The organism is Pseudoalteromonas sp. ABV4_021 (genome assembly GCF_056159365.1).
The window spans coordinates 1,143,594-1,162,733 of sequence record NZ_JBSWVB010000001.1 but is presented as its reverse complement, the minus strand read 5'-3'; the positions used below and the strand labels follow the sequence as shown (position 1 = coordinate 1,162,733).

The 19,140-nt window shown below is 41.2% G+C and carries 13 protein-coding genes and 9 tRNA genes; 18 read left to right on the top strand and 4 right to left on the bottom strand.

The window, feature by feature from the left end; all coding sequences use genetic code 11:
• Positions 1-37: 37 nt before the first annotated feature.
• Positions 38-1,771, bottom strand: a complete 1,734-nt coding sequence (gene radD / locus ACXAFE_RS05585; RefSeq protein WP_475149739.1) for a DNA repair helicase RadD — start codon at positions 1,769-1,771, stop codon at positions 38-40.
• A gap of 205 nt (positions 1,772-1,976) precedes the next feature.
• On the opposite strand from radD, the gene ACXAFE_RS05580 reads away from it, so the two are divergent.
• The 12 genes from ACXAFE_RS05580 to ACXAFE_RS05525 all read left to right on the top strand — a co-directional run bounded on the left by ACXAFE_RS05580 (position 1,977) and on the right by ACXAFE_RS05525 (position 6,185).
• Entirely contained in the window at positions 1,977-2,591 is a 615-nt protein-coding gene (locus ACXAFE_RS05580) for a 50S ribosomal protein L25/general stress protein Ctc (RefSeq protein WP_475149736.1), read from the top strand.
• Positions 2,592-2,610: 19 nt separating this feature from the next.
• Positions 2,611-3,201, top strand: coding sequence for an aminoacyl-tRNA hydrolase (pth, locus tag ACXAFE_RS05575; RefSeq protein WP_475149733.1), 591 nt, complete (start codon positions 2,611-2,613; stop codon positions 3,199-3,201).
• A 32-nt stretch (positions 3,202-3,233) separates the two neighbouring features.
• Positions 3,234-4,325, top strand: coding sequence for a redox-regulated ATPase YchF (ychF, locus tag ACXAFE_RS05570; protein WP_475149731.1), 1,092 nt, complete (start codon positions 3,234-3,236; stop codon positions 4,323-4,325).
• A gap of 728 nt (positions 4,326-5,053) precedes the next feature.
• Positions 5,054-5,130: transfer RNA gene (locus ACXAFE_RS05565), tRNA-Met, on the top strand.
• 110 nt (positions 5,131-5,240) lie between these two features.
• A tRNA-Leu gene (locus ACXAFE_RS05560) sits at positions 5,241-5,325 on the top strand.
• 37 nt (positions 5,326-5,362) lie between these two features.
• Positions 5,363-5,437: transfer RNA gene (locus ACXAFE_RS05555), tRNA-Gln, on the top strand.
• A 21-nt stretch (positions 5,438-5,458) separates the two neighbouring features.
• A tRNA-Leu gene (locus ACXAFE_RS05550) sits at positions 5,459-5,543 on the top strand.
• Between the two features lie 48 nt (positions 5,544-5,591).
• A tRNA-Gln gene (locus ACXAFE_RS05545) sits at positions 5,592-5,666 on the top strand.
• 94 nt (positions 5,667-5,760) lie between these two features.
• Positions 5,761-5,845 (top strand) — tRNA-Leu (locus ACXAFE_RS05540).
• A gap of 48 nt (positions 5,846-5,893) precedes the next feature.
• Positions 5,894-5,968 (top strand) — tRNA-Gln (locus tag ACXAFE_RS05535).
• A 2-nt stretch (positions 5,969-5,970) separates the two neighbouring features.
• Positions 5,971-6,047, top strand: a tRNA-Met gene (locus ACXAFE_RS05530).
• Between the two features lie 53 nt (positions 6,048-6,100).
• Positions 6,101-6,185 (top strand) — tRNA-Leu (locus ACXAFE_RS05525).
• A gap of 533 nt (positions 6,186-6,718) precedes the next feature.
• On the opposite strand, the gene ACXAFE_RS05520 is transcribed toward ACXAFE_RS05525, so the two are convergent.
• The gene (locus ACXAFE_RS05520) at positions 6,719-7,876 is read right to left on the bottom strand and encodes an FAD-dependent oxidoreductase (RefSeq protein WP_475149728.1); all 1,158 of its coding nucleotides are present in this window, start codon (positions 7,874-7,876) and stop codon (positions 6,719-6,721) included.
• A gap of 224 nt (positions 7,877-8,100) precedes the next feature.
• Here ACXAFE_RS05520 and miaB point away from each other — a divergent pair, with 224 nt between their 5' ends.
• The 6 genes from miaB (at position 8,101) to ACXAFE_RS05490 (ending at position 16,042) form a co-directional block, all read left to right on the top strand.
• Positions 8,101-9,531: a tRNA (N6-isopentenyl adenosine(37)-C2)-methylthiotransferase MiaB gene (gene miaB / locus ACXAFE_RS05515; protein WP_475149723.1), complete on the top strand. Its 1,431-nt coding sequence runs from the start codon at positions 8,101-8,103 to the stop codon at positions 9,529-9,531.
• 46 nt (positions 9,532-9,577) lie between these two features.
• Complete coding sequence (locus ACXAFE_RS05510; protein WP_475149718.1) at positions 9,578-10,633, top strand: PhoH family protein; 1,056 nt, start codon at positions 9,578-9,580, stop codon at positions 10,631-10,633.
• A complete protein-coding gene (gene ybeY / locus ACXAFE_RS05505; RefSeq protein WP_475149713.1) occupies positions 10,630-11,079 on the top strand; it encodes an rRNA maturation RNase YbeY in 450 nt (149 codons plus the stop codon). The genes ACXAFE_RS05510 and ybeY overlap by 4 nt, the downstream gene beginning before the upstream one ends.
• A gap of 98 nt (positions 11,080-11,177) precedes the next feature.
• A complete protein-coding gene (gene corC / locus ACXAFE_RS05500) occupies positions 11,178-12,065 on the top strand; it encodes a CNNM family magnesium/cobalt transport protein CorC (protein ID WP_010560400.1) in 888 nt (295 codons plus the stop codon).
• 29 nt (positions 12,066-12,094) lie between these two features.
• Complete coding sequence (gene lnt / locus ACXAFE_RS05495) at positions 12,095-13,603, top strand: apolipoprotein N-acyltransferase (RefSeq protein WP_475153590.1); 1,509 nt, start codon at positions 12,095-12,097, stop codon at positions 13,601-13,603.
• A gap of 84 nt (positions 13,604-13,687) precedes the next feature.
• Positions 13,688-16,042: an ATP-binding protein gene (locus tag ACXAFE_RS05490; RefSeq protein ID WP_475149705.1), complete on the top strand. Its 2,355-nt coding sequence runs from the start codon at positions 13,688-13,690 to the stop codon at positions 16,040-16,042.
• A 46-nt stretch (positions 16,043-16,088) separates the two neighbouring features.
• On the opposite strand, the gene ACXAFE_RS05485 is transcribed toward ACXAFE_RS05490, so the two are convergent.
• Complete coding sequence (locus tag ACXAFE_RS05485; RefSeq protein ID WP_475149701.1) at positions 16,089-18,479, bottom strand: Lon protease family protein; 2,391 nt, start codon at positions 18,477-18,479, stop codon at positions 16,089-16,091.
• A 91-nt stretch (positions 18,480-18,570) separates the two neighbouring features.
• A complete protein-coding gene (locus tag ACXAFE_RS05480) occupies positions 18,571-19,047 on the bottom strand; it encodes a zinc ribbon-containing protein (protein WP_475149695.1) in 477 nt (158 codons plus the stop codon).
• Positions 19,048-19,140: the final 93 nt, after the last annotated feature.

Sequence of the window (19,140 nt, the reverse complement as noted above, 5' to 3'; positions counted from 1 at the left end):
GGCGCCAAATACTTATTGTTTGTTTTATATAAATTTTTTATCTTAACTCATGTGCTTTTCTATATTGCCCTTGGTAGTCAAAAATCCGCTCTACCACTTTATGTTTACCTTTGTCTCGTTTTGCAACCACAAAGTCCGGTACCTTAAGCAATGATTGATGCGTAACGACTGAGTCAGGGTTAGAAAAATCAATTTTACTGGTCACGCCCACGCGCAAAAACTGCCGTTTAAAATAAAATGACGCTTTGTCTGACGATAAGCTAAAGTATTCGCTCACGTCAGCACCATCTTCATCATGATAAATCACTTTCAGTCGCTGATTATGCGCTTCTAACTGCATGCCACTGACACGCAATACCAACGCATTTTTTAAGTTAAGCGCATCGCGTAACTTATCATCAGGATCAACAATAGGTTGATGGCACTGATGACACTGCCTCGCGGCAATATCATTTTGTGCGCCACACTGCTCACACTCTTTAAATCGAAAGCGAAAGTCACACTGCTCGCTATGCCCCTCGTCTTCTAAAACCCCCTGACAACGACGACCAAAATGCTCTATTACTTTGCCATCACTGTCAGTTTTACCCCAAAAGGTGTTCGCAAAACCACAACCGGGACACAGCACCTGCACGGGTTCACTATCGCTATTAGGCTTAACGCTGCCTACCTCGGGGTGAAATAAATCAAAGCCATTAGCGGCATAATCAATTACCAAGCATTCGGTTTTACCTTCAGCAAGTCGTAAACCCCGGCCAACGATTTGTTGATACAAACTAACCGACTCGGTTGGCCTTAAAATAGCGATAAAATCCACATGCGGTGCATCAAAGCCTGTTGTAAGCACTGATACATTCACCAAATATTTAATGTCTTTTGCTTTAAATCGACGAATAATTGCATCGCGTTCAGCGTTATGGGTATCACCAATCACCAGCGCACTTTGCGTTTTTGGTAAATATTCAATGATCTCTTGCGCGTGTTGAATGGTTGAAGCAAAAATCATCACACCCTGACACGAGTCAGATAGCTCAAGCACCTGATTAATAATCGCTTTAGTCGCGCGCTGATTTTCTTTAAGCAGTTGGTTGAGATCACGTTCGCTAAAACGACCAAACGCATCTTTACTGAGTGAATCAAAGTCATAGTGCGTAATTGCGGCGTTGATTAATTTTGGTGGCGTAAGGTATTGATGCTTAATCATATACCGTAAAGGCAGTTCATAAATGCAATGTTCAAACGGGGCATTTTCATCTCCCCTTACAAAGCCGTGGTAATGAAAACGATAAATGAAACCAAGTCCTAAACGATAAGGTGTGGCGGTTAGACCCAGCACTTTTAACTCAGAGTTCTTCCCTTTTATATGGCTAATCAACTTTTGATATTGTGAATTATCATCGCCAGAGACGCGATGGCATTCATCAATAATCACCAATGAATACTCGTCATTTAGTGCATCAAGGTTTTGCCCAAGTGACTGAACGCTGGCAAAGGTAACCTGATGGGCAAGCGACTTTTGTTTAAGCCCTGCAGAATAAATGCTCGCTTTTAAGCCAAAACTTTCATATTTTTCATGGTTTTGCTCCACAAGCTCTTTAACATGTGTCACCACCAGTATTTTTTTACGTGCAAGACGCGCGAGTTCAGCAATTACTAAACTTTTCCCAGACCCTGTGGGTAATACAATAACCGCTGAGCAATTGCTTTTGCGAAAATGAGCTAAGGTTTTTTCAACCGCTTCTTGCTGATAAGGTCTTAATTGATAGGCCACGTGATACTTGCTTTGATTATCGAGTTAATCTAATTATGCCATTAGGTTTTGCAATCATGAAACCAGCATTTCACCCTTCGCTTTTTAAAAGTACAATAATGGTTTCTTTTATTAGGTTGCAGTGTTACTATAGCGCGCCTTTTTTAGGTGAGAGCTTTGGTCGCGAAGCTTTCAACATACTTTAATTAAAATATTGGAGACATTCATGTCTAACGAATTATACACATTAGATGCAGAAGTACGTTCTGACTTAGGTACTGGTGCGAGCCGCCGCCTACGCCGTGCTGACAAAGTTCCTGCTGTTCTTTACGGTGCAGAAAAAGAAGCTGTATCTCTTACTCTTGCTCACAACAAAGTGATCAAAGCGCAAGAAGATGAAGGTTTCTACAGCCACATCCTTACTTTAAACATTGGCGGTGAAAAAGTTGAAGCTATCCTTAAAGATATCCAACGTCACCCGTTCAAGCCTAAAGTAATGCACTTAGATTTCCAACGCGTTGACGCTAACCACAAGATCCACACTAAGGTTCCTGTACACTTCCTTAACGAAGAAGCTGCAACTAAAGGCGGTAACACTATTGCTCACCTTGTAACTGAAATCGAAATCACATGTCTTCCAGCACAACTTCCTGAGTTCATCGAAGTTGACGTTGCTGCGTTAGAAGTTGGTGCAACTGTACACCTTTCTGATATCGCTCTTCCAGCTGGCGTTGTTTCAGTTGAGCTTGCTAAAGGTGCAGATCACGACCAAGCTGTTGTGACTTTAAACGCTCCTAAAGGCGCTGCTTCTGAAGAAGCTTCAGAAGACGCTGCAGAATAATTATTAAGGTGTTAGCACCTTGAATAATATTCAAATGCTTGTGGGCCTGGCTAATCCAGGCCCCGAATACGCAAAAACCCGTCATAATGCTGGTGCATGGTTCATCGAAGAACTTGCCAAACGTTACAACTGCATTCTCAAACACGATTCTAAACATCACGGCCTAGTTGGCAAAGTGATTATCCAAAATCAAGAATTCAAATTATTGATACCAACTACTTTTATGAACTTAAGTGGTAAAGCGGTCAGTAGTTTAGCCAATTTTTACAAAATTCCTGTTGAAAATATTTTAGTCGCACACGATGAAATGGACCTTGACCCTGGTATTGCCAAAATTAAAAAAGGCGGTGGACACGGCGGCCATAACGGACTAAAAGACATCATTAGTAAAATGGCAAACCAAAAAGAATTTATGCGTTTGCGAATTGGTATTGGTCACCCAGGTCATAAAGACAAAGTCACTGGCTGGGTACTAGGCAAAGCACCTGCCGCAGATCAAGCTTTAATTGATGATGTGGTGGATGAAGCTGTTCGCTGCATGGAAATACTAGCAAAAGACGGTGTGTTAAAAGCACAAAACAGATTACATACATTTAAACCAGTCGCTTAAGACTGGTTTAACTTAGTTTAAGGTTTATTATTATGGGTTTTAAATGTGGCATCGTTGGTCTACCAAATGTAGGTAAATCAACACTATTTAATGCACTTACGCAGGCTGGTATCGAAGCTGCAAACTTTCCATTTTGTACCATCGAACCAAATACAGGTGTGGTAGCGGTTCCAGATGCACGCCTAGATCAACTCGCTGCTATCGTAAATCCACAAAAAGTACTGGCAACAACAATGGAATTTGTTGATATTGCTGGTCTTGTAAAAGGTGCATCGAAAGGTGAAGGTTTAGGTAACCAATTCCTTGCAAATATTCGCGAGACGGACGCAATTGGTCACGTTGTACGTTGTTTTGAAAATGAAAACATTGTGCACGTTGCAGGTCAAATTGACCCTGCAGACGATATTGACGTTATCAACACTGAATTAGTACTTGCTGATATGGAAGCGGCTGATCGTGCAGTGCAACGTAACGCTAAAAAAGCAAAAGGCGGCGACAAAGACGCGAAATTCGAACTAGTTGTTCTTGAAAAAGTGAAAGCGCACTTAGATGAAGGCCTTACACTTCGTTCATTAGAGCTCGAAAAAGAAGAAAAAGCAGCAATCCAGTACATCAACTTCTTAACTATTAAGCCGACAATGTACATTGCCAACGTAAATGACGATGGTTTCGAAAATAACCCATTTTTAGATAAAGTGCGTGAGATTGCAGCACAAGAAAATGCGGTAGTTGTACCTGTATGTGCTGAAATCGAAGCTGAGCTTTCAGAATTAGACGACGAAGACAAAAAAGAGTTTATGGATGACTTAGGCTTAGAAGAGCCTGGTTTAAACCGTGTAATTCGCGCGGGCTATGAGTTGCTTAACTTACAAACCTACTTCACTGCCGGTGTTAAAGAAGTACGTGCATGGACTATTCCTGTCGGTGCAACTGCGCCGCAAGCAGCAGGTAAAATCCACACTGACTTTGAACGCGGCTTTATTCGTGCACAAACCATCGGCTTTGATGACTATGTTGAGTTCAAGGGCGAATCAGGCGCTAAAGAAGCAGGTAAAATGCGTCAAGAAGGTAAAGAATACATTGTTAAAGACGGCGATGTAATGAACTTCTTGTTTAACGTATAAGAAAATAGTGTTTGAAAAGGCTCGCATTTGCGGGCCTTTTTTCTTTCTACTGATCCATGCTAGAGCACGCAAGACAGTTTTAATACTAAATTCAAATATTCACTCATCAACTAAGCGTAAACTAAGCATGCTTATCTGAAACAAATCCTAATTTATCCATTTCACAAACCCAGATTAATTTGTTCAACTCAACTTCAGGTGTATATTCAAAATAGTAAAGCACCTAAACTTAGAAAACCGGTTTTTACTGCAATCAAAGGTTTTGCTTAATGTAAGGCTCATTTTCGTGAAACAAAAGTACGCGTCTATTACATGTAAATCTAAAGCGAAAATGTGCTACAACAATGCTAGAAATACATTCGTTATCCAGACTTGCATCACTGACAAACTTACGGTTGATGATAATGCCACTTTGATATTTAGATATGCTTAAAAGTTAATCTAGCAATATTTCTTAACGTTACTATTTTCACTACTTAACGCAATAAAATACACAGCATCCGCAAGTAAAAATGAACAAAGGCTTTTAAATATTTAAATTCCAGCAGTACCCTTTGTATAATATTTAACTTAAACAACCTTCTGTTTTGCGGTTTTTTGTTCAGTTCGAATAAAAAAAACGCAAACAACTCGGAATATTCATTTTTTTGAAAAAAAGGTGTTGACGGATTTGGGGGTAATCAGCATAATACGCCCCGCATCAGCGATGATGACAACGAACAAAACATGGCTACGTAGCTCAGCTGGTTAGAGCACATCACTCATAATGATGGGGTCCCCTGTTCAAATCAGGGCGTAGCCACCATGTTTTAAAACATGCTACCATAGTTTTGTTTAAGTATGCGAAAGTTGAGGAGTTGGCCAACGTTTTGAATTAGACGCTGGATTTAGGTTCCAAAATTACTTTAGCGATATGCGGGAGTGGCGGAATTGGTAGACGCGCTGGATTTAGGTTCCAGTATCTTCGGATGTGAGAGTTCAAGTCTCTCCTTCCGCACCATGTTCTGATAGGAACTAAAACTATCTACTACCATTGCTGGAGTATCGCCAAGCGGTAAGGCAGCGGGTTTTGATCCCGCCATTCCCAGGTTCAAATCCTGGTACTCCAGCCATCTCTTCTAGAGATACCCTGTGCGGGAGTGGCGGAATTGGTAGACGCGCTGGATTTAGGTTCCAGTATCTTCGGATGTGAGAGTTCAAGTCTCTCCTTCCGCACCATGTTCTCGATAAGAACTAAACTAATCACTTTCTCGAAAGAGTAATCGTTGGAGTATCGCCAAGCGGTAAGGCAGCGGGTTTTGATCCCGCCATTCCCAGGTTCAAATCCTGGTACTCCAGCCATCTTTCTTAGAGAAGCCCTATGCGAAAGTGATGGAATTGACAGATGTCTTGAAATAGACCCTGGATTTAGGTTCCAAATGTGCTTAAGCAATATGCGGGAGTGGCGGAATTGGTAGACGCGCTGGATTTAGGTTCCAGTATCTTCGGATGTGAGAGTTCAAGTCTCTCCTTCCGCACCATGTTCTCGATAAGAACTAAACTAATCACTTACTCGAAAGAGTATTCGTTGGAGTATCGCCAAGCGGTAAGGCAGCGGGTTTTGATCCCGCCATTCCCAGGTTCAAATCCTGGTACTCCAGCCATTGGCTACGTAGCTCAGCTGGTTAGAGCACATCACTCATAATGATGGGGTCCCCTGTTCAAATCAGGGCGTAGCCACCATGTTTTTTTAACATGACTACCAAAACAGTTTATCTGTTGAAAAATACCCATGTGCGGGAGTGGCGGAATTGGTAGACGCGCTGGATTTAGGTTCCAGTATCTTCGGATGTGAGAGTTCAAGTCTCTCCTTCCGCACCATTTTTCAATTATACTTCCTCTGCTATCTCTGTTATCTCTGTTATCTCTGTTATCTCTGTTATCTCTGTTATCTCTGTTATCTCTGTTATCTCTGTTATCTCTGTTATCTCTGTTATCTCTGTTATCAAAAGCTAACGCTATCCTGTTAACTGTCTAGTGTTGATAATCAACGTTTACTCCTGACCCAAACTATTCAGTTTTAATTAGATTAATAACGTTGTGCTAAATACCTATTTTTTGAGATTATGATCATACGCAACGTTAGATGAATGAGATTTGGGGGTAAGCGGACTTCTCTAAACAAGCTTTTATCGCAAGCTAGACTCTTACAATATTTAGTCCAATAGTTCTTTCAGCTAGGCTAAGGAAATACTCATAACCATAACGAATGTTACTTTCTAGGGTGTAAAAAGTAATACACCAAACTAAGTGTGACTAAAACGTTTAGTTAGATTTCGTCAAAAGAGAATTTACTTGCTAGTGCCTCTACATAACTCATCGAATCTAACAAACAAAAAGCATAAAAAAGGCCACTATAAATAATGGCCTACCGCGTATTTTAGCATCTGACTTTTTATCGGACTGACTTTATTGAGTCCGGCGATAGCAACCTGTCGCAATAGCTTTAACGGTGTTAATTCATTAGAAAATGCAAAATAACACGCATCCATCATGCTCATCATAGCAAGATTGGGCAAACGTCGTTTTTTCTCATAGTCTTTTAACGCACTCAATACATCAGCTTCTTTTGATAAACTGCTAGCTAATTGTGCCACATCTTTAAAACCTAGATTTACGCCCTGCCCTGCAAGCGGATTAATTGCATGTGCTGCATCGCCGACTAATACACATCGTCCTTTGCTGTAATTATTTGCATGTTGGCGTGTTAACGGGAATACCGCTGTGTTTAAAATCTCAAAATCCCCCGGTAACTCAGGGTAATGCGTCAAAATCGCGTTTTTAAGTGACTCTTTACTGCCAGTTGCTAGCTTATTCAGTGTATCTTCGTGGTTATACCAAATTAAATTCGCATAAGGTGCCTGCATCGGCAAAAATGCAACAGGACCCGTTGGTTGGAACTCTTGCCATGTAATGTCTTGCTCGTGTGCATCTAGCTTTATTAACACACCCATACAGGCTTGTTGATATTGCCAGCCGGTAGTGCCAATACCTAACAGCTCTCGTGTTTTAGAGCGTGCACCGTCAGCAACAATCACTAAATCAGCGTCTATCGTCTGTGATGAAAAACACACACTCACGGTGTTACTATGTTCAAGTATGCCCTCTAACGGGCCTAAATCACTTTTTACTGAAATCGCTAAATCAGTAAACGCACGCCAGATACTCGCCTGAATAATACTATTTTCAATAATGTGTCCAAGATGAGTCTCGCCAATTTCTTCATTGGAAAATACCAAGGGTGCTTGATGATGATCTTGTACACTCAAACGATTATATTGTACATTGCGCGCAGCCTTAACATATTGCCATGCGCCTAAGTCTTGCAACAGATTTTCAGAGAAAAGATTAAGTGCAGACACGCGAATATCAATTTGTTCATCTTCGAGTGTTTTTACGGCATCTATTGGTTTATTTTCCACTAACGTTATGGTGTGACCTTGTTTTGCAAGCGCCACAGCAGCCGCTGCGCCCACCATGCCGCCACCGACAATACAAATAGATAAACTCATAAGACATAATCCTTCAGATTGATATGCCACCTATTCTAACGTAAGCCCCTAACAAAAGTTTGATTTTGATTCATATTTTTTAAGAAAAATCGCGTTAAATTTAACTCATAAATTGTTTTTCCAAATAAGCACTGATGATTTTGCAAACATATTTGAATCCACCTACGCTTAAGGATAAAATACGCGTCCTTTAAGCTGTAAGTAATTTGTTGAGGCACGAAAACATGGGTAAAAAGCTGCATATCAAAACATGGGGCTGTCAAATGAACGAGTACGACTCGCAAAAAATGGCAGACCTATTAGATGCTAGCAATGGTTATGAATTAACTGAAGAAGCAGAAAATGCAGATGTTATTCTTCTAAATACGTGTTCGATTCGTGAAAAAGCACAAGAAAAAGTATTTCACCAGTTGGGCCGTTGGAAACTGTTAAAAGATGACAACCCTAAGCTTGTGATTGGTGTAGGTGGTTGCGTAGCATCACAAGAAGGCGACACAATTCGCCAACGTGCACCTTTCGTAGACATTGTTTTTGGTCCACAAACATTGCACCGTCTTCCTGAAATGATCAAACAAGTGCAAGAAGAAAGCGGCTCTGTAATTGATATCTCATTCCCTGAAATCGAAAAATTCGATCGTTTACCTGAGCCAAAAGCTGAAGGCCCAAGCGCGTTCGTATCGATTATGGAAGGTTGTTCTAAGTACTGTACGTTCTGCGTTGTACCATACACGCGAGGTGAAGAAGTAAGCCGTCCACTTGATGACGTATTACTTGAAGTTGCACAACTTGCCGAGCAAGGCGTACGTGAAGTAAACCTGCTAGGCCAAAACGTAAATGCATATCGTGGTGAAACGCACGATGGTGAAATTTGTTATTTCTCAGATTTACTGCGCTATGTAGCGGCAATTGATGGTATCGACCGTATTCGTTATACGACTTCTCACCCAGTAGAATTCACACCTGACATCATTGAAGCCTATGCTGATGTGCCTGAGCTTGTTGACCACTTACACTTACCTGTACAAAGTGGCTCTGACCGAGTTCTTGCGTTAATGAAGCGCGGTCATACGGCGCTTGAATACAAATCAACCATTCGTAAGTTACGTAAGATCCGCCCTAACCTAAGTATGAGCTCTGACTTTATTATTGGTTTCCCAGGCGAGTCGAAAGCAGATTTTGAAGCGACGATGAACCTTATCAATGATATTGGTTTTGATATGAGCTTTAGCTTTATCTACAGTGCACGCCCTGGTACGCCAGCCGCGGACTTACCTGATGATGTACCAGAGTCTGAAAAGAAAGGGCGTTTATACATTTTACAAAATCGTATTACGCAAATGGCGCAAGATATCAGCCGTAAAATGTTTGCTACTGAGCAACGTATTTTAGTTGAAGGTCCATCGAAAAAGAATCCAATGGAACTTCGTGGTCGTACTGAGAACAACCGCGTAGTTAACTTCGAAGGCCCACACTCTGTAATTGGTCAATTTGTTGATGTAAAAATTACCGAAGCCTTACCGAACTCACTGCGTGGTGAGTTAATTCGCACTGAAGCTGAAATGGATCTGCGTAAAGACGTAGCACCAAGCGATATTTTAGGTAAAGCACAAAGCCAAGAAGCGAATGAACTGGGTGTAGCAACATTTACACCCTAAATGTTAATTTGGTGTGGCGTATGCCACACCAATCAAGGAACCCATTTTGAGTAACCAGTTAAAAACGTTAGAAACTTACCTCGAACCCTCAGACAATAAACGTCTAGCATCACTTTGTGGCCCATTCGACGAAAATATAAAACAAATCGAACGTCGACTTGGAGTGGAAATAGCCCATCGTGAAAACCACTTTAAAATCACCGGCAGCGCACATAATGTGATTGCGGCAACTGAGATTATTAAAAATCTCTACATCGAAACGCAGCCAGTTAAAGGTATCAGCAAAGATATCGAACCTGATCTGGTGCATTTAACGATTCAAGAAACCACAGTACTCGAACAAGACGATGACTTATATCGTGACGAGCTTGTTATCAAAACCCGTCGCGGCGTTGTAAAGCCTCGTAACCCAAACCAAGCAACCTATATTAAAAACGTCCTGTTGCATGATATTGCTTTTGGTATTGGCCCAGCAGGAACAGGTAAAACCTATTTGGCAGTGGCTGCAGCAGTAGATGCACTTGAACGTCAAGAAATTCGCCGTATTTTGCTTACTCGTCCTGCGGTAGAAGCAGGTGAAAAACTGGGCTTTTTACCGGGTGATTTAAGCCAAAAAGTCGACCCGTACCTACGCCCACTTTATGATGCACTTTTTGAAATGTTAGGTTTCGAACGTGTTGAGCGTTTAATCGAGAAGAATGTGATTGAAGTTGCCCCGCTTGCCTACATGCGTGGTCGTACTTTAAACGATGCTTTTATCATTTTGGATGAAAGCCAAAACACCACCGTTGAACAAATGAAAATGTTCTTAACACGTATTGGTTTTAACTCAAAGGCGGTGATTACTGGCGACATTACGCAGGTCGATTTACCCCGTGGTGCGCGCTCAGGGCTGCGTCACGCCATTGAAGTATTAAACGATGTAGAAGCGATTAGCTTTAACTTCTTTAAGTCACACGATGTTGTTCGCCACCCTGTTGTTGCAGCGGTTGTAGAAGCGTACGAAAAACACGATGAAGTGGAACGCTTAAAGAAAATCGAAAAGAAAAAGCAGCAAGAGCTTGATAAAGCCAATGCGCAAAATGAGTCAGGCGCAACATGATAGAACTGGATTTACAAATCGCCCATGAATATGACAACTTGCCAACATTCGAGCAATTTGAACTTTGGGCAAATAAAGCGCTGGCAAATTTAAAGCCCGATGCCGAATTAACCATTCGCATTAGCGACGCAAACGAAAGCCAACAACTTAACCACGAATATCGCGGTAAAGATAAGCCAACAAACGTGCTGAGTTTTCCGTTTGAGGCACCACCAGGCATTGAGCTGCCATTAATTGGTGATTTAATTATTTGCCCTGAAGTGGTGTTACAAGAATCTATCGAGCAAGAAAAAGCATTTCATGATCATTTTGCGCATATGGTAGTGCATGGCTGCTTGCATTTGATGGGCTATGACCATATAGATAGTGAAGAAGCATTAGAGATGGAATCGTTAGAAAAACAGTTACTTGCTGATTTAAATATCGACGATCCTTATCGTGACTAATTTTGTTTTTGAAATTCAAACTAAATTTGGTATAACAGGCTTGGATTAGCCAATAATTAATCCTTAATTTTTATATAAATGGAGCTAATAAAGCGCTTATGAGCGACGAAAATTCGCAATCTAGTCAGGGTTCTTCTGGTAAAACTTGGTTAGACAAAATCTCCCAAATGTTACAAGGGGAACCCCAGAATAAAGAGCAGTTAGTCGAAGTTATTATCGACGCTGAAGAAAGAGATCTTATTGACCCAGAAACCAAAGACATGATGAAAGGTGTTTTGGGCGTATCTGAACTGAAAGTTCGCGATATTATGATCCCTCGCTCGCAAATGATTACACTGGATGTAGAACAAACAATTGCCGAATTGTTGCCAGTTATGGTTGAATCATCGCACTCACGTTTTCCAGTGGTGTGCGAAGATAAAGATCATGTAGAAGGCATCTTACTCGCTAAAGATTTATTACCGCTTATTTTAAAAAATCAAGAAGAGCACCCACCACTTCGCGATTATTTACGCCCAGCTGTGGTTGTGCCAGAAAGTAAACGTGTAGATACCCTGCTCAACGAGTTTCGTCAGCAACGCTATCATATGGCGATTGTAATTGATGAATACGGTGGTGTTTCTGGGCTTGTTACCATCGAAGATATTCTTGAAATCATCGTTGGTGAAATTGAAGATGAGCACGACGAAGAAGAAGAAACACAAGATATTCGTCAAGTTGCAAAGCATGTATATTTAGTACAAGCGCTTACGCCACTTGAAGATTTTAATCAGCACTTTTCGACTTACTTCGATACCGATGAAGCCGGCACCATAGGTGGTATTATTTTGCATGCCTTTGGCCATATGCCATCTCGCGGTGAAACCATTGAAATTGATGGAATTCAATTTAAAATCACCAACGCAGATAGTCGCCGAATTCTTCAAGTACAGGTTACATTACCAAAAAGTGATGATACCAACGAAGACGAATCAACAGATAATTAAACGTGATCCCATCATCAATGAAAAACAAAATGCTGGCGCTTATCGCCGGCATTTTAATGGTATTTAGTTACTCACCTTTTAATCTTTGGCCAATCGCGCCCTTTGCTATTGCCACCCTGTTTTACCTTAATCGAAATGTCAGCGCTAAAACGGCTGCTAGCCATGGTTTTATTTTTGGCCTAGGTTGGTTTGGTGCGGGCATAAGTTGGGTGCACGTATCCATTGCAGAGTTTGGTGGCTTACCGCTAATTGCATCACTGTTGTTGATGTTGACATTGGTTTCGTACCTTTCGCTATACCCAACCCTTACCTGCTGGCTTAGCCATAAATTCAGTAACAAAAACACCTTATCTATAACGTATTTGGCACTTTTTATTCCATTATTTATCTTGATGGAATACTTGCGCGGTACGTTGCTCACAGGCTTTCCATGGTTAAGTTTTGGCTATACGCTAACAGACAGTCCACTTAATAGCCTTGCCCCTTGGATAGGTGAAACAGGATTAACTGTTGTGAGTTTATTGCTGGGTTTTGCTATTTACGCACTGAGCCAACGCAGTTTTAAGCCAACAGTTGTGATTTCAGCTGTGCTTTTTTTAGCACTCGGTTTAGCGCATTTTTCACCTTCAGTAAGCTACCGAGACAAATCGATCGATGTTGTACTGGTGCAAGGCAATATCAAACAAGAGCTACGCTTCGCGCCTGAAAATTTCTGGCCAACCATGGCGAAATATCAAGATATGACTCGCCCAAATTGGCAGGCTGACCTAATCGTTTGGCCCGAAGCGGCTATTCCTGAAATTGAAGTATTAGTAGACGATTACCTTGCTAATCTTGATAAAGCTGCGGCATTTAATAACACTGCGCTTATTACCGGCATTATTGATTATCAACTCGGTACAAAAACGGTTTATAACAACTTAATTGTAGTAGGTAAAAAGCATGCTTATGATCAACAGGGCCATTACCGTTACTTGCATCACAATCGCTATAGCAAGCACCAATTACTACCCATTGGTGAGTTTGTACCGTTTGAAGAAATATTAAGACCGATTGCGCCGCTGTTTGACCTTGACCACTCTTCGTTCACTAGAGGCGAAGCGAAGCAAGCTAATTTAATCGCTAATGGTTATCATGTGTTACCTGCGATTTGTTATGAAATTGCATTTAGTAGCTTAGTGCGTGGTAACTATCAGCAAGATTCTGATATTTTATTTACGGTAAGTAATGATGCATGGTTTGGTAATTCTCACGGCCCCCACCAGCATATGCAAATCGCACGCATGCGTGCCCTTGAATTGGGTATGCCCTTGGTTCGTGTTACCAACAACGGCGTGAGCGGCGTGTACGACCCAATCGCCAAACACGGACAATATTTACCCCAATTTGAAGCGGCGTTAGAGCGTTTTACTCTGCCACTCACCACTGGTAAAACATTTTACAGCCAGTATGGCGACCGTGCGTTATACATCGCTCTACTGCTTTGTTTTATAGTAAGTTTAATTACCCAAAGGCAAAAACAAAAGAGCATGCCATAATCGGTGACGACGTTATTGTGTTATCACGCGATGACGTCTAAATTTAATGTGTTACCTTTTTTGTCAGATACTTAAGGCACACGTTTGCTTAAACCGCCCAATTCGCCATTGCGCTTTAGTAAAACCATCGTCATTACGATTTTGCTGAGCGCATTTATTCATCTATTAACCTTTGCCCTAGCAAAGACCACCTTGTCTCAATGGCGCTGGCAACATATTCCATTTCACAGTGCAGTGGAAGTAATCGGTGGCGTTATTGCGCTATTAGTGTGTTTTCTATTAATCAATTTGGAACAAAGTAAACGCGGTACTACCTTTAATTTAGTTATTGCTGCGGCAATTGGCGCAATGGGTATATTCGATATTGCCCATGCTTTAGTCAAACCGGGTAACTTATTTGTTTGGTTACATTCGTTAGCCACATTTTTTGGCGGGCTACTCTTTGCATTAGTATTGCTTAAGCCGAAATTTACAAAAGCCATCAGCACACGTTTTGTCTTTATGGTTTTGTTGTTAAGCCTCATTATTTCTGCAGTTTCGATCATCTTTGCGCAACAAGTACCGATTATGGTGCAGCAACAACGCTTTACCTCATTAGCCACCTTTATGAATATGTTTGGTGGCATTGCCTTGTTATTCGCCGCAATCAAGCTTTTCTTTGTTTATAAGCAATTTAAGAAAAGTGACGACTTACTGTTTATTTTGCACTGCTCAATGTTTGGCTTTGCCGCTATCATGTTTCAGCAATCGTTCTTATGGGATGTTTCATGGTGGGGATGGCACTTACTGAGGCTATTAGCGTATGGCGTGGCATTATGGTTTGCACTGCAAAATGAGCGATATTTATTTCGTCAATTACAAAGCTCTAATGAAACTTTATTGCAGCAAGAGAAAGCCACACAAGCCTCTCTCGATAGTGCAAATAAACGTATCGCAATCAGCGAACGACAGCAGGCTGCGGTACTTGCTAGCCTCTCTGATGCAATTATAGTGATTAACCAAAAAGGCCATATTAAACTCTTCTCCACAAGTGCCGAATCCATGTTTGGTTGGCAATCACGTGAGGTACTTGGCAAAAATGTTACCTTGCTAATGAATAGCGAGTTTGCAGAAACGCACGACGAGTTTGTTACCAACTATCGCGTAAAGCACTCCCCTTCAGCTATTGGTAAAAATCGTGATTTAATTGCAAAACGTAAAAATGGCGATGAGTTTCCTATTGAATTAACGATTAGCCACCTTTTACTCGACGAAGAACACCACTTTGTAGGCGTAATACGCGATATTACCGAGCGCAAAGAGCAAGAGCGTTTAATAAAGCACGCGAAAGAAGTCGCCGAAAGTGCCAACAATGCGAAAAGTGCCTTTTTGGCCAACACCAGCCATGAAATACGCACACCAATGAACGGTGTGTACGGTAATTTACAACTGTTACATGAATTGCGACTCAATAAAGTAGCAAACGGCTATGTCAAAGATGCGCTCGATTCAACAAAAGCATTAATGACGGTGGTAAACGATATTCTTGATTTTTCAAAAATTGAAGCCGGTAAATTATCGTTAGAGCGCACACCATTTAAACTTAGTGAACTACTCGCTAATTTACATGCAGATTTGGTCCAAACTGCGCTGGTAAAAAACATCGCGTTTAATATTTTAAATCAGGTAGAGCACGACCTATGGATTGGCGACCCAACACGTATTAAGCAAGTACTGCTGAATATCTGCTCTAATGCGATTAAATTTACCCAACAAGGCAGTGTTACTCTGTCTATTTTGCCAAATACCAATAAACCACTTATCACATTTTTAGTTAATGACACTGGCATTGGTATGAGTGAAAAAAGCATTGATAAACTGTACCTACGTTTTGAGCAAGCTGACGATTCCATTACCCGTAAGTACGGTGGCACAGGCCTTGGCATGCCAATCGCACAATCGTTAATAAAACTGATGAGTGGCTCCATTAATGTTACGAGTGAATTAAATAAAGGCACAAATTTTACCATCAGAATTCCACTAACAAGAGCCAAAGAGGATGAACAAAATCAAAACGCGCAAGCCGAAGAGATTATCAACCTCAGCGAAAAGCGCTTATTGCTAGTTGAGGACAACCCTATTAACCAAGTATTAGTTAAGGCAATGTTACAGCCAACCAAAGCGCAGCTAACAATAGTGAACAATGGTTTACAAGCATTAGAAGCTATAAGCGATTCATTTGATTTAATTTTAATGGATATGCAAATGCCGGTTATGGATGGCAAAACCGCAACCACCAAAATCAGAGAAAACGATACCAGCACGCCAATCATCGCGCTCACCGCGAATATTATGCAGTCGGATATTCAAAGCTATCACGAGATTGGATGTAATGACTGGATTGGAAAACCAATAGAAAAAACGTTGTTGTTAGACAAGCTTCAGCAGTACTTAAAATAAAAAAGCAGCGATTCCGCTGCTTTTATCGGTTTATTAGCTTACGTGTTTATTCTTCAACACCGCCATTAATCACTTCAGCAAAATGGCTTAAACGACGTAGCGCCAAGTCGTGAATTGTGTCCTTACCATAAGTGCCTTTGGCAGAGAGTTCGCCAGCTTGTTTACCCAGTAAAATTTCAAACGCCTGATCGACCGTACTTACCGCATAAATACTAAACAGCCCTTTTTCAACCGCTTCCAGCACTTGTGCATTAAGCACTAAATTATGCACATTAGATTGCGGCACAATCACGCCCTGTGCTCCATTTAAACCACGCATCTGGCAGAGTTTAAAGAAGCCTTCAATCTTTTCATTCACGCCGCCAATTGCCTGCACTTCACCGTGCTGGTTTATCGAGCCAGTAAGCGCAATACCTTGATTAATCGGTAAACGTGTGATGGCTGAAACCAATGCGCACAACTCAGCAAGTGATGCACTATCACCATCAATCGAACCATAACTTTGTTCTATGGCAATATTGGCGCTCAACGTAAGGGCAAAATCTTGCGCGTATTTATTACCTAAATACCCCGTAAGTAACATTACGCCTTTACTGTGAATTGATTTACCAAGATCAGCTTCACGTTCAATATCAACAATGCCATCACTACCAGCGTAGACAGTCGCGGTAATACGCGCAGGCGTACCAAAGCTGGTATCACCAATATGCAAAACAGTTAAGCCATTAACACAGCCCACTTGCGTACCTTCGGTCTGTATAAGCACGTGACCTTCTTTAATCTCAGTCATAAAGGATTCGCTTATTTGGCCTGTACGATATTGTTTACCAGCAACCGCTTCGTCTATATGCGCCGCTTCAATTGTGGTTTCACCATCTTGCCGTGCAAAAAACGCGGCTTCGTTGGTTAATTCAATTACATCGGCAAAGCGTGCTGAAAGCTTGCGTTGGTGTTCAGCTTGGCGGTGGCTAAAGCGCAAAAGCGCTGCAAACGCATGGGCAGAAAGTGACATTTTTAATGTTTCTGTCGCGTATTTTTGCACCCGACTGATCAGTTGGAACTGATATTTATCGGTTGCCGGAATATGGTAATCAAAATCGGCGAGCACACGAAAAAGTTCGTTAAACTCATCATCATACTCTTGCATTACGTAGTACAAATCACGTGAACCAAGTAAAATTATTTTTACATCTAGCGGAATAAGCTGTGGTTTTAACGTGAAGCTTGCACCGACACTTGAATCTTGTGCGGCAAGATCTGTTTTAATTTGTTTACTCTTTAAACTTAATTTTAGTGCGTCCCAAACTTGGCTATTAGCCATCAGTTTTTCCGCATCCATCACTAAGTAACCACCGTTAGCACGGTGCAGCGCGCCCGATTGAATCGAACGAAAACTGGTAACAATGGAACCTGATTGCGAGGTGTATTCTACCTTGCCAAAAATATTGCCAAACGTTGGATTTGGCTCATAGACAACAGGGGCACCCTCTTCTTTGTGGCTCACTAAAATGTTTGGCGCAATGTATTCGGTTAGCATTGCGCGCTTATCTAAGTCTTCTTTATTGTTTTCGTCGCTCTCTTCTGCTAGCCACTCTAATACTGCGTCTATAAGTTCAGCTTTAAGGTCTTTTAAATACTTCACAATGCCTAAATGGCTGGTGTATTTATGCTCTAAATCTTTTAGTAGTGGTTTTATTGCGGTTTCTACCGTTTTTTGCTTTAGTTCGCGTAGCTTTTCCGATGATTCACGTTTCCATCTTGGCAATTCAATTAGCGCTTCATTAAGTGCGTTCTCTAAGCGAGATATTACATCGTAAAAGTACTGCTTTTGCTCGTCATCAAGGCTTGAAAATTCAGCGTCATCTAACTGCTTACCATCAATTACCGGGGCAAAGCTGATCACGCCCGACTCTTCAAATAGCGCCACATTATGTTGGTTAGCTATTTTTTCTACGACCTCGAGCGCTTCATCGTATTTCTCGTTGAAACTACTATCAATTGCTTTCTTTTGACGTTGATAATTGGGGTTATCAAATGCGGCTGGAAAGGTATCTAAAATCTCGTCAATAAATGAATCAATATCATCACTAAATAGCTTACCTTCGCCTGCAGCCATAAAAATCGCACTTGGCTGACGGTGTTCGTCAAAGTTGTTTAAGTAAAGCCAATCTGGTGGGGTTTGTTTGGTGCGACTTTGCGCAGCTAGTTTTTCTTGCACCATGGTAAAACGGCCTAGTGCCGGTTCACCCATCACGTAAATATTGTAACCTGGCAGCTCCATTCCTAGCGCAAAATCAATGGCACTTTGTGCACGCTTTTGTCCAATAATTGTGTATTCATCAGGATATGCTTGCGCCATGCAAGTTTCTATTGCGTGCAATTCTATTTGCGGTGCAAGTACATCAACACCAAGTTTATTCTGTTCGCCAATTTTCATAATACTACCGTCCTTATTAGCGCTTGCTCGCTATAGCTTTTGTGTGAGTCTACTTAAGTCCTTAAAAAATAACATCAGAAAATTAAAATATTTATGGCGCGCTGGCGATACGATGAAACTCAATGGCATCACACTCAATACACGCGCTTAATTGGCTGGGATGCGTGATGTGTTTCACTTCGCCACAGGCTTTACATTGAAACTCGCCAAACGATACCCACTCGCCTTGTTTGTAAACACCATTGTGCTCAAAATCATCGAGTAATAATGACCATTCTAATTGGGTTTTATCAACTAAATGTGACAGCGCTAACCACCATTCTTCATTAAACTCTTCATTTGCGAAGTCGTTTTCTTTGTGTTCTTTTCTGAGCCGATTAAACTCCTCAATATCACGTTTTACGTAATAACTGTAATCTTCTATTTGCTCTTTTGAATATTTGCCAAGGGCTGCCAGCTCTTTTTGAAAGTCATAGAAGGCTTTTTGAAAGCTTTTAAGCTCGTGATCGTTTACATCCTGTAACCACTGTTGAAAGCGCTTTAAATAATTGTCGTAACTGTCTTTCATTCTATTCCTCCTTTTGCTGTTTCTATAAGTATAGTAGCGATATAAAAAATATCTTGTATCAAACAGTTAACTGCTTATTAAAACAACAACCAA

What these genes read in the sequence shown, in the direction of transcription:
- ACXAFE_RS05580 (WP_475149736.1), top strand. Translation starts at nt 1,977, where the DNA reads ATGTCTAACGAATTATACACATTAGATGCAGAAGTACGTTCTGACTTA.
- ychF (WP_475149731.1), top strand. Translation starts at nt 3,234, where the DNA reads ATGGGTTTTAAATGTGGCATCGTTGGTCTACCAAATGTAGGTAAATCA.
- ACXAFE_RS05520 (WP_475149728.1), bottom strand. Translation starts at nt 7,876, where the DNA reads ATGAGTTTATCTATTTGTATTGTCGGTGGCGGCATGGTGGGCGCAGCG.
- miaB (WP_475149723.1), top strand. Translation starts at nt 8,101, where the DNA reads ATGGGTAAAAAGCTGCATATCAAAACATGGGGCTGTCAAATGAACGAG.
- ybeY (WP_475149713.1), top strand. Translation starts at nt 10,630, where the DNA reads ATGATAGAACTGGATTTACAAATCGCCCATGAATATGACAACTTGCCA.
- corC (WP_010560400.1), top strand. Translation starts at nt 11,178, where the DNA reads ATGAGCGACGAAAATTCGCAATCTAGTCAGGGTTCTTCTGGTAAAACT.
- lnt (WP_475153590.1), top strand. Translation starts at nt 12,095, where the DNA reads ATGCTGGCGCTTATCGCCGGCATTTTAATGGTATTTAGTTACTCACCT.
- ACXAFE_RS05485 (WP_475149701.1), bottom strand. Translation starts at nt 18,479, where the DNA reads ATGAAAATTGGCGAACAGAATAAACTTGGTGTTGATGTACTTGCACCG.
- ACXAFE_RS05480 (WP_475149695.1), bottom strand. Translation starts at nt 19,047, where the DNA reads ATGAAAGACAGTTACGACAATTATTTAAAGCGCTTTCAACAGTGGTTA.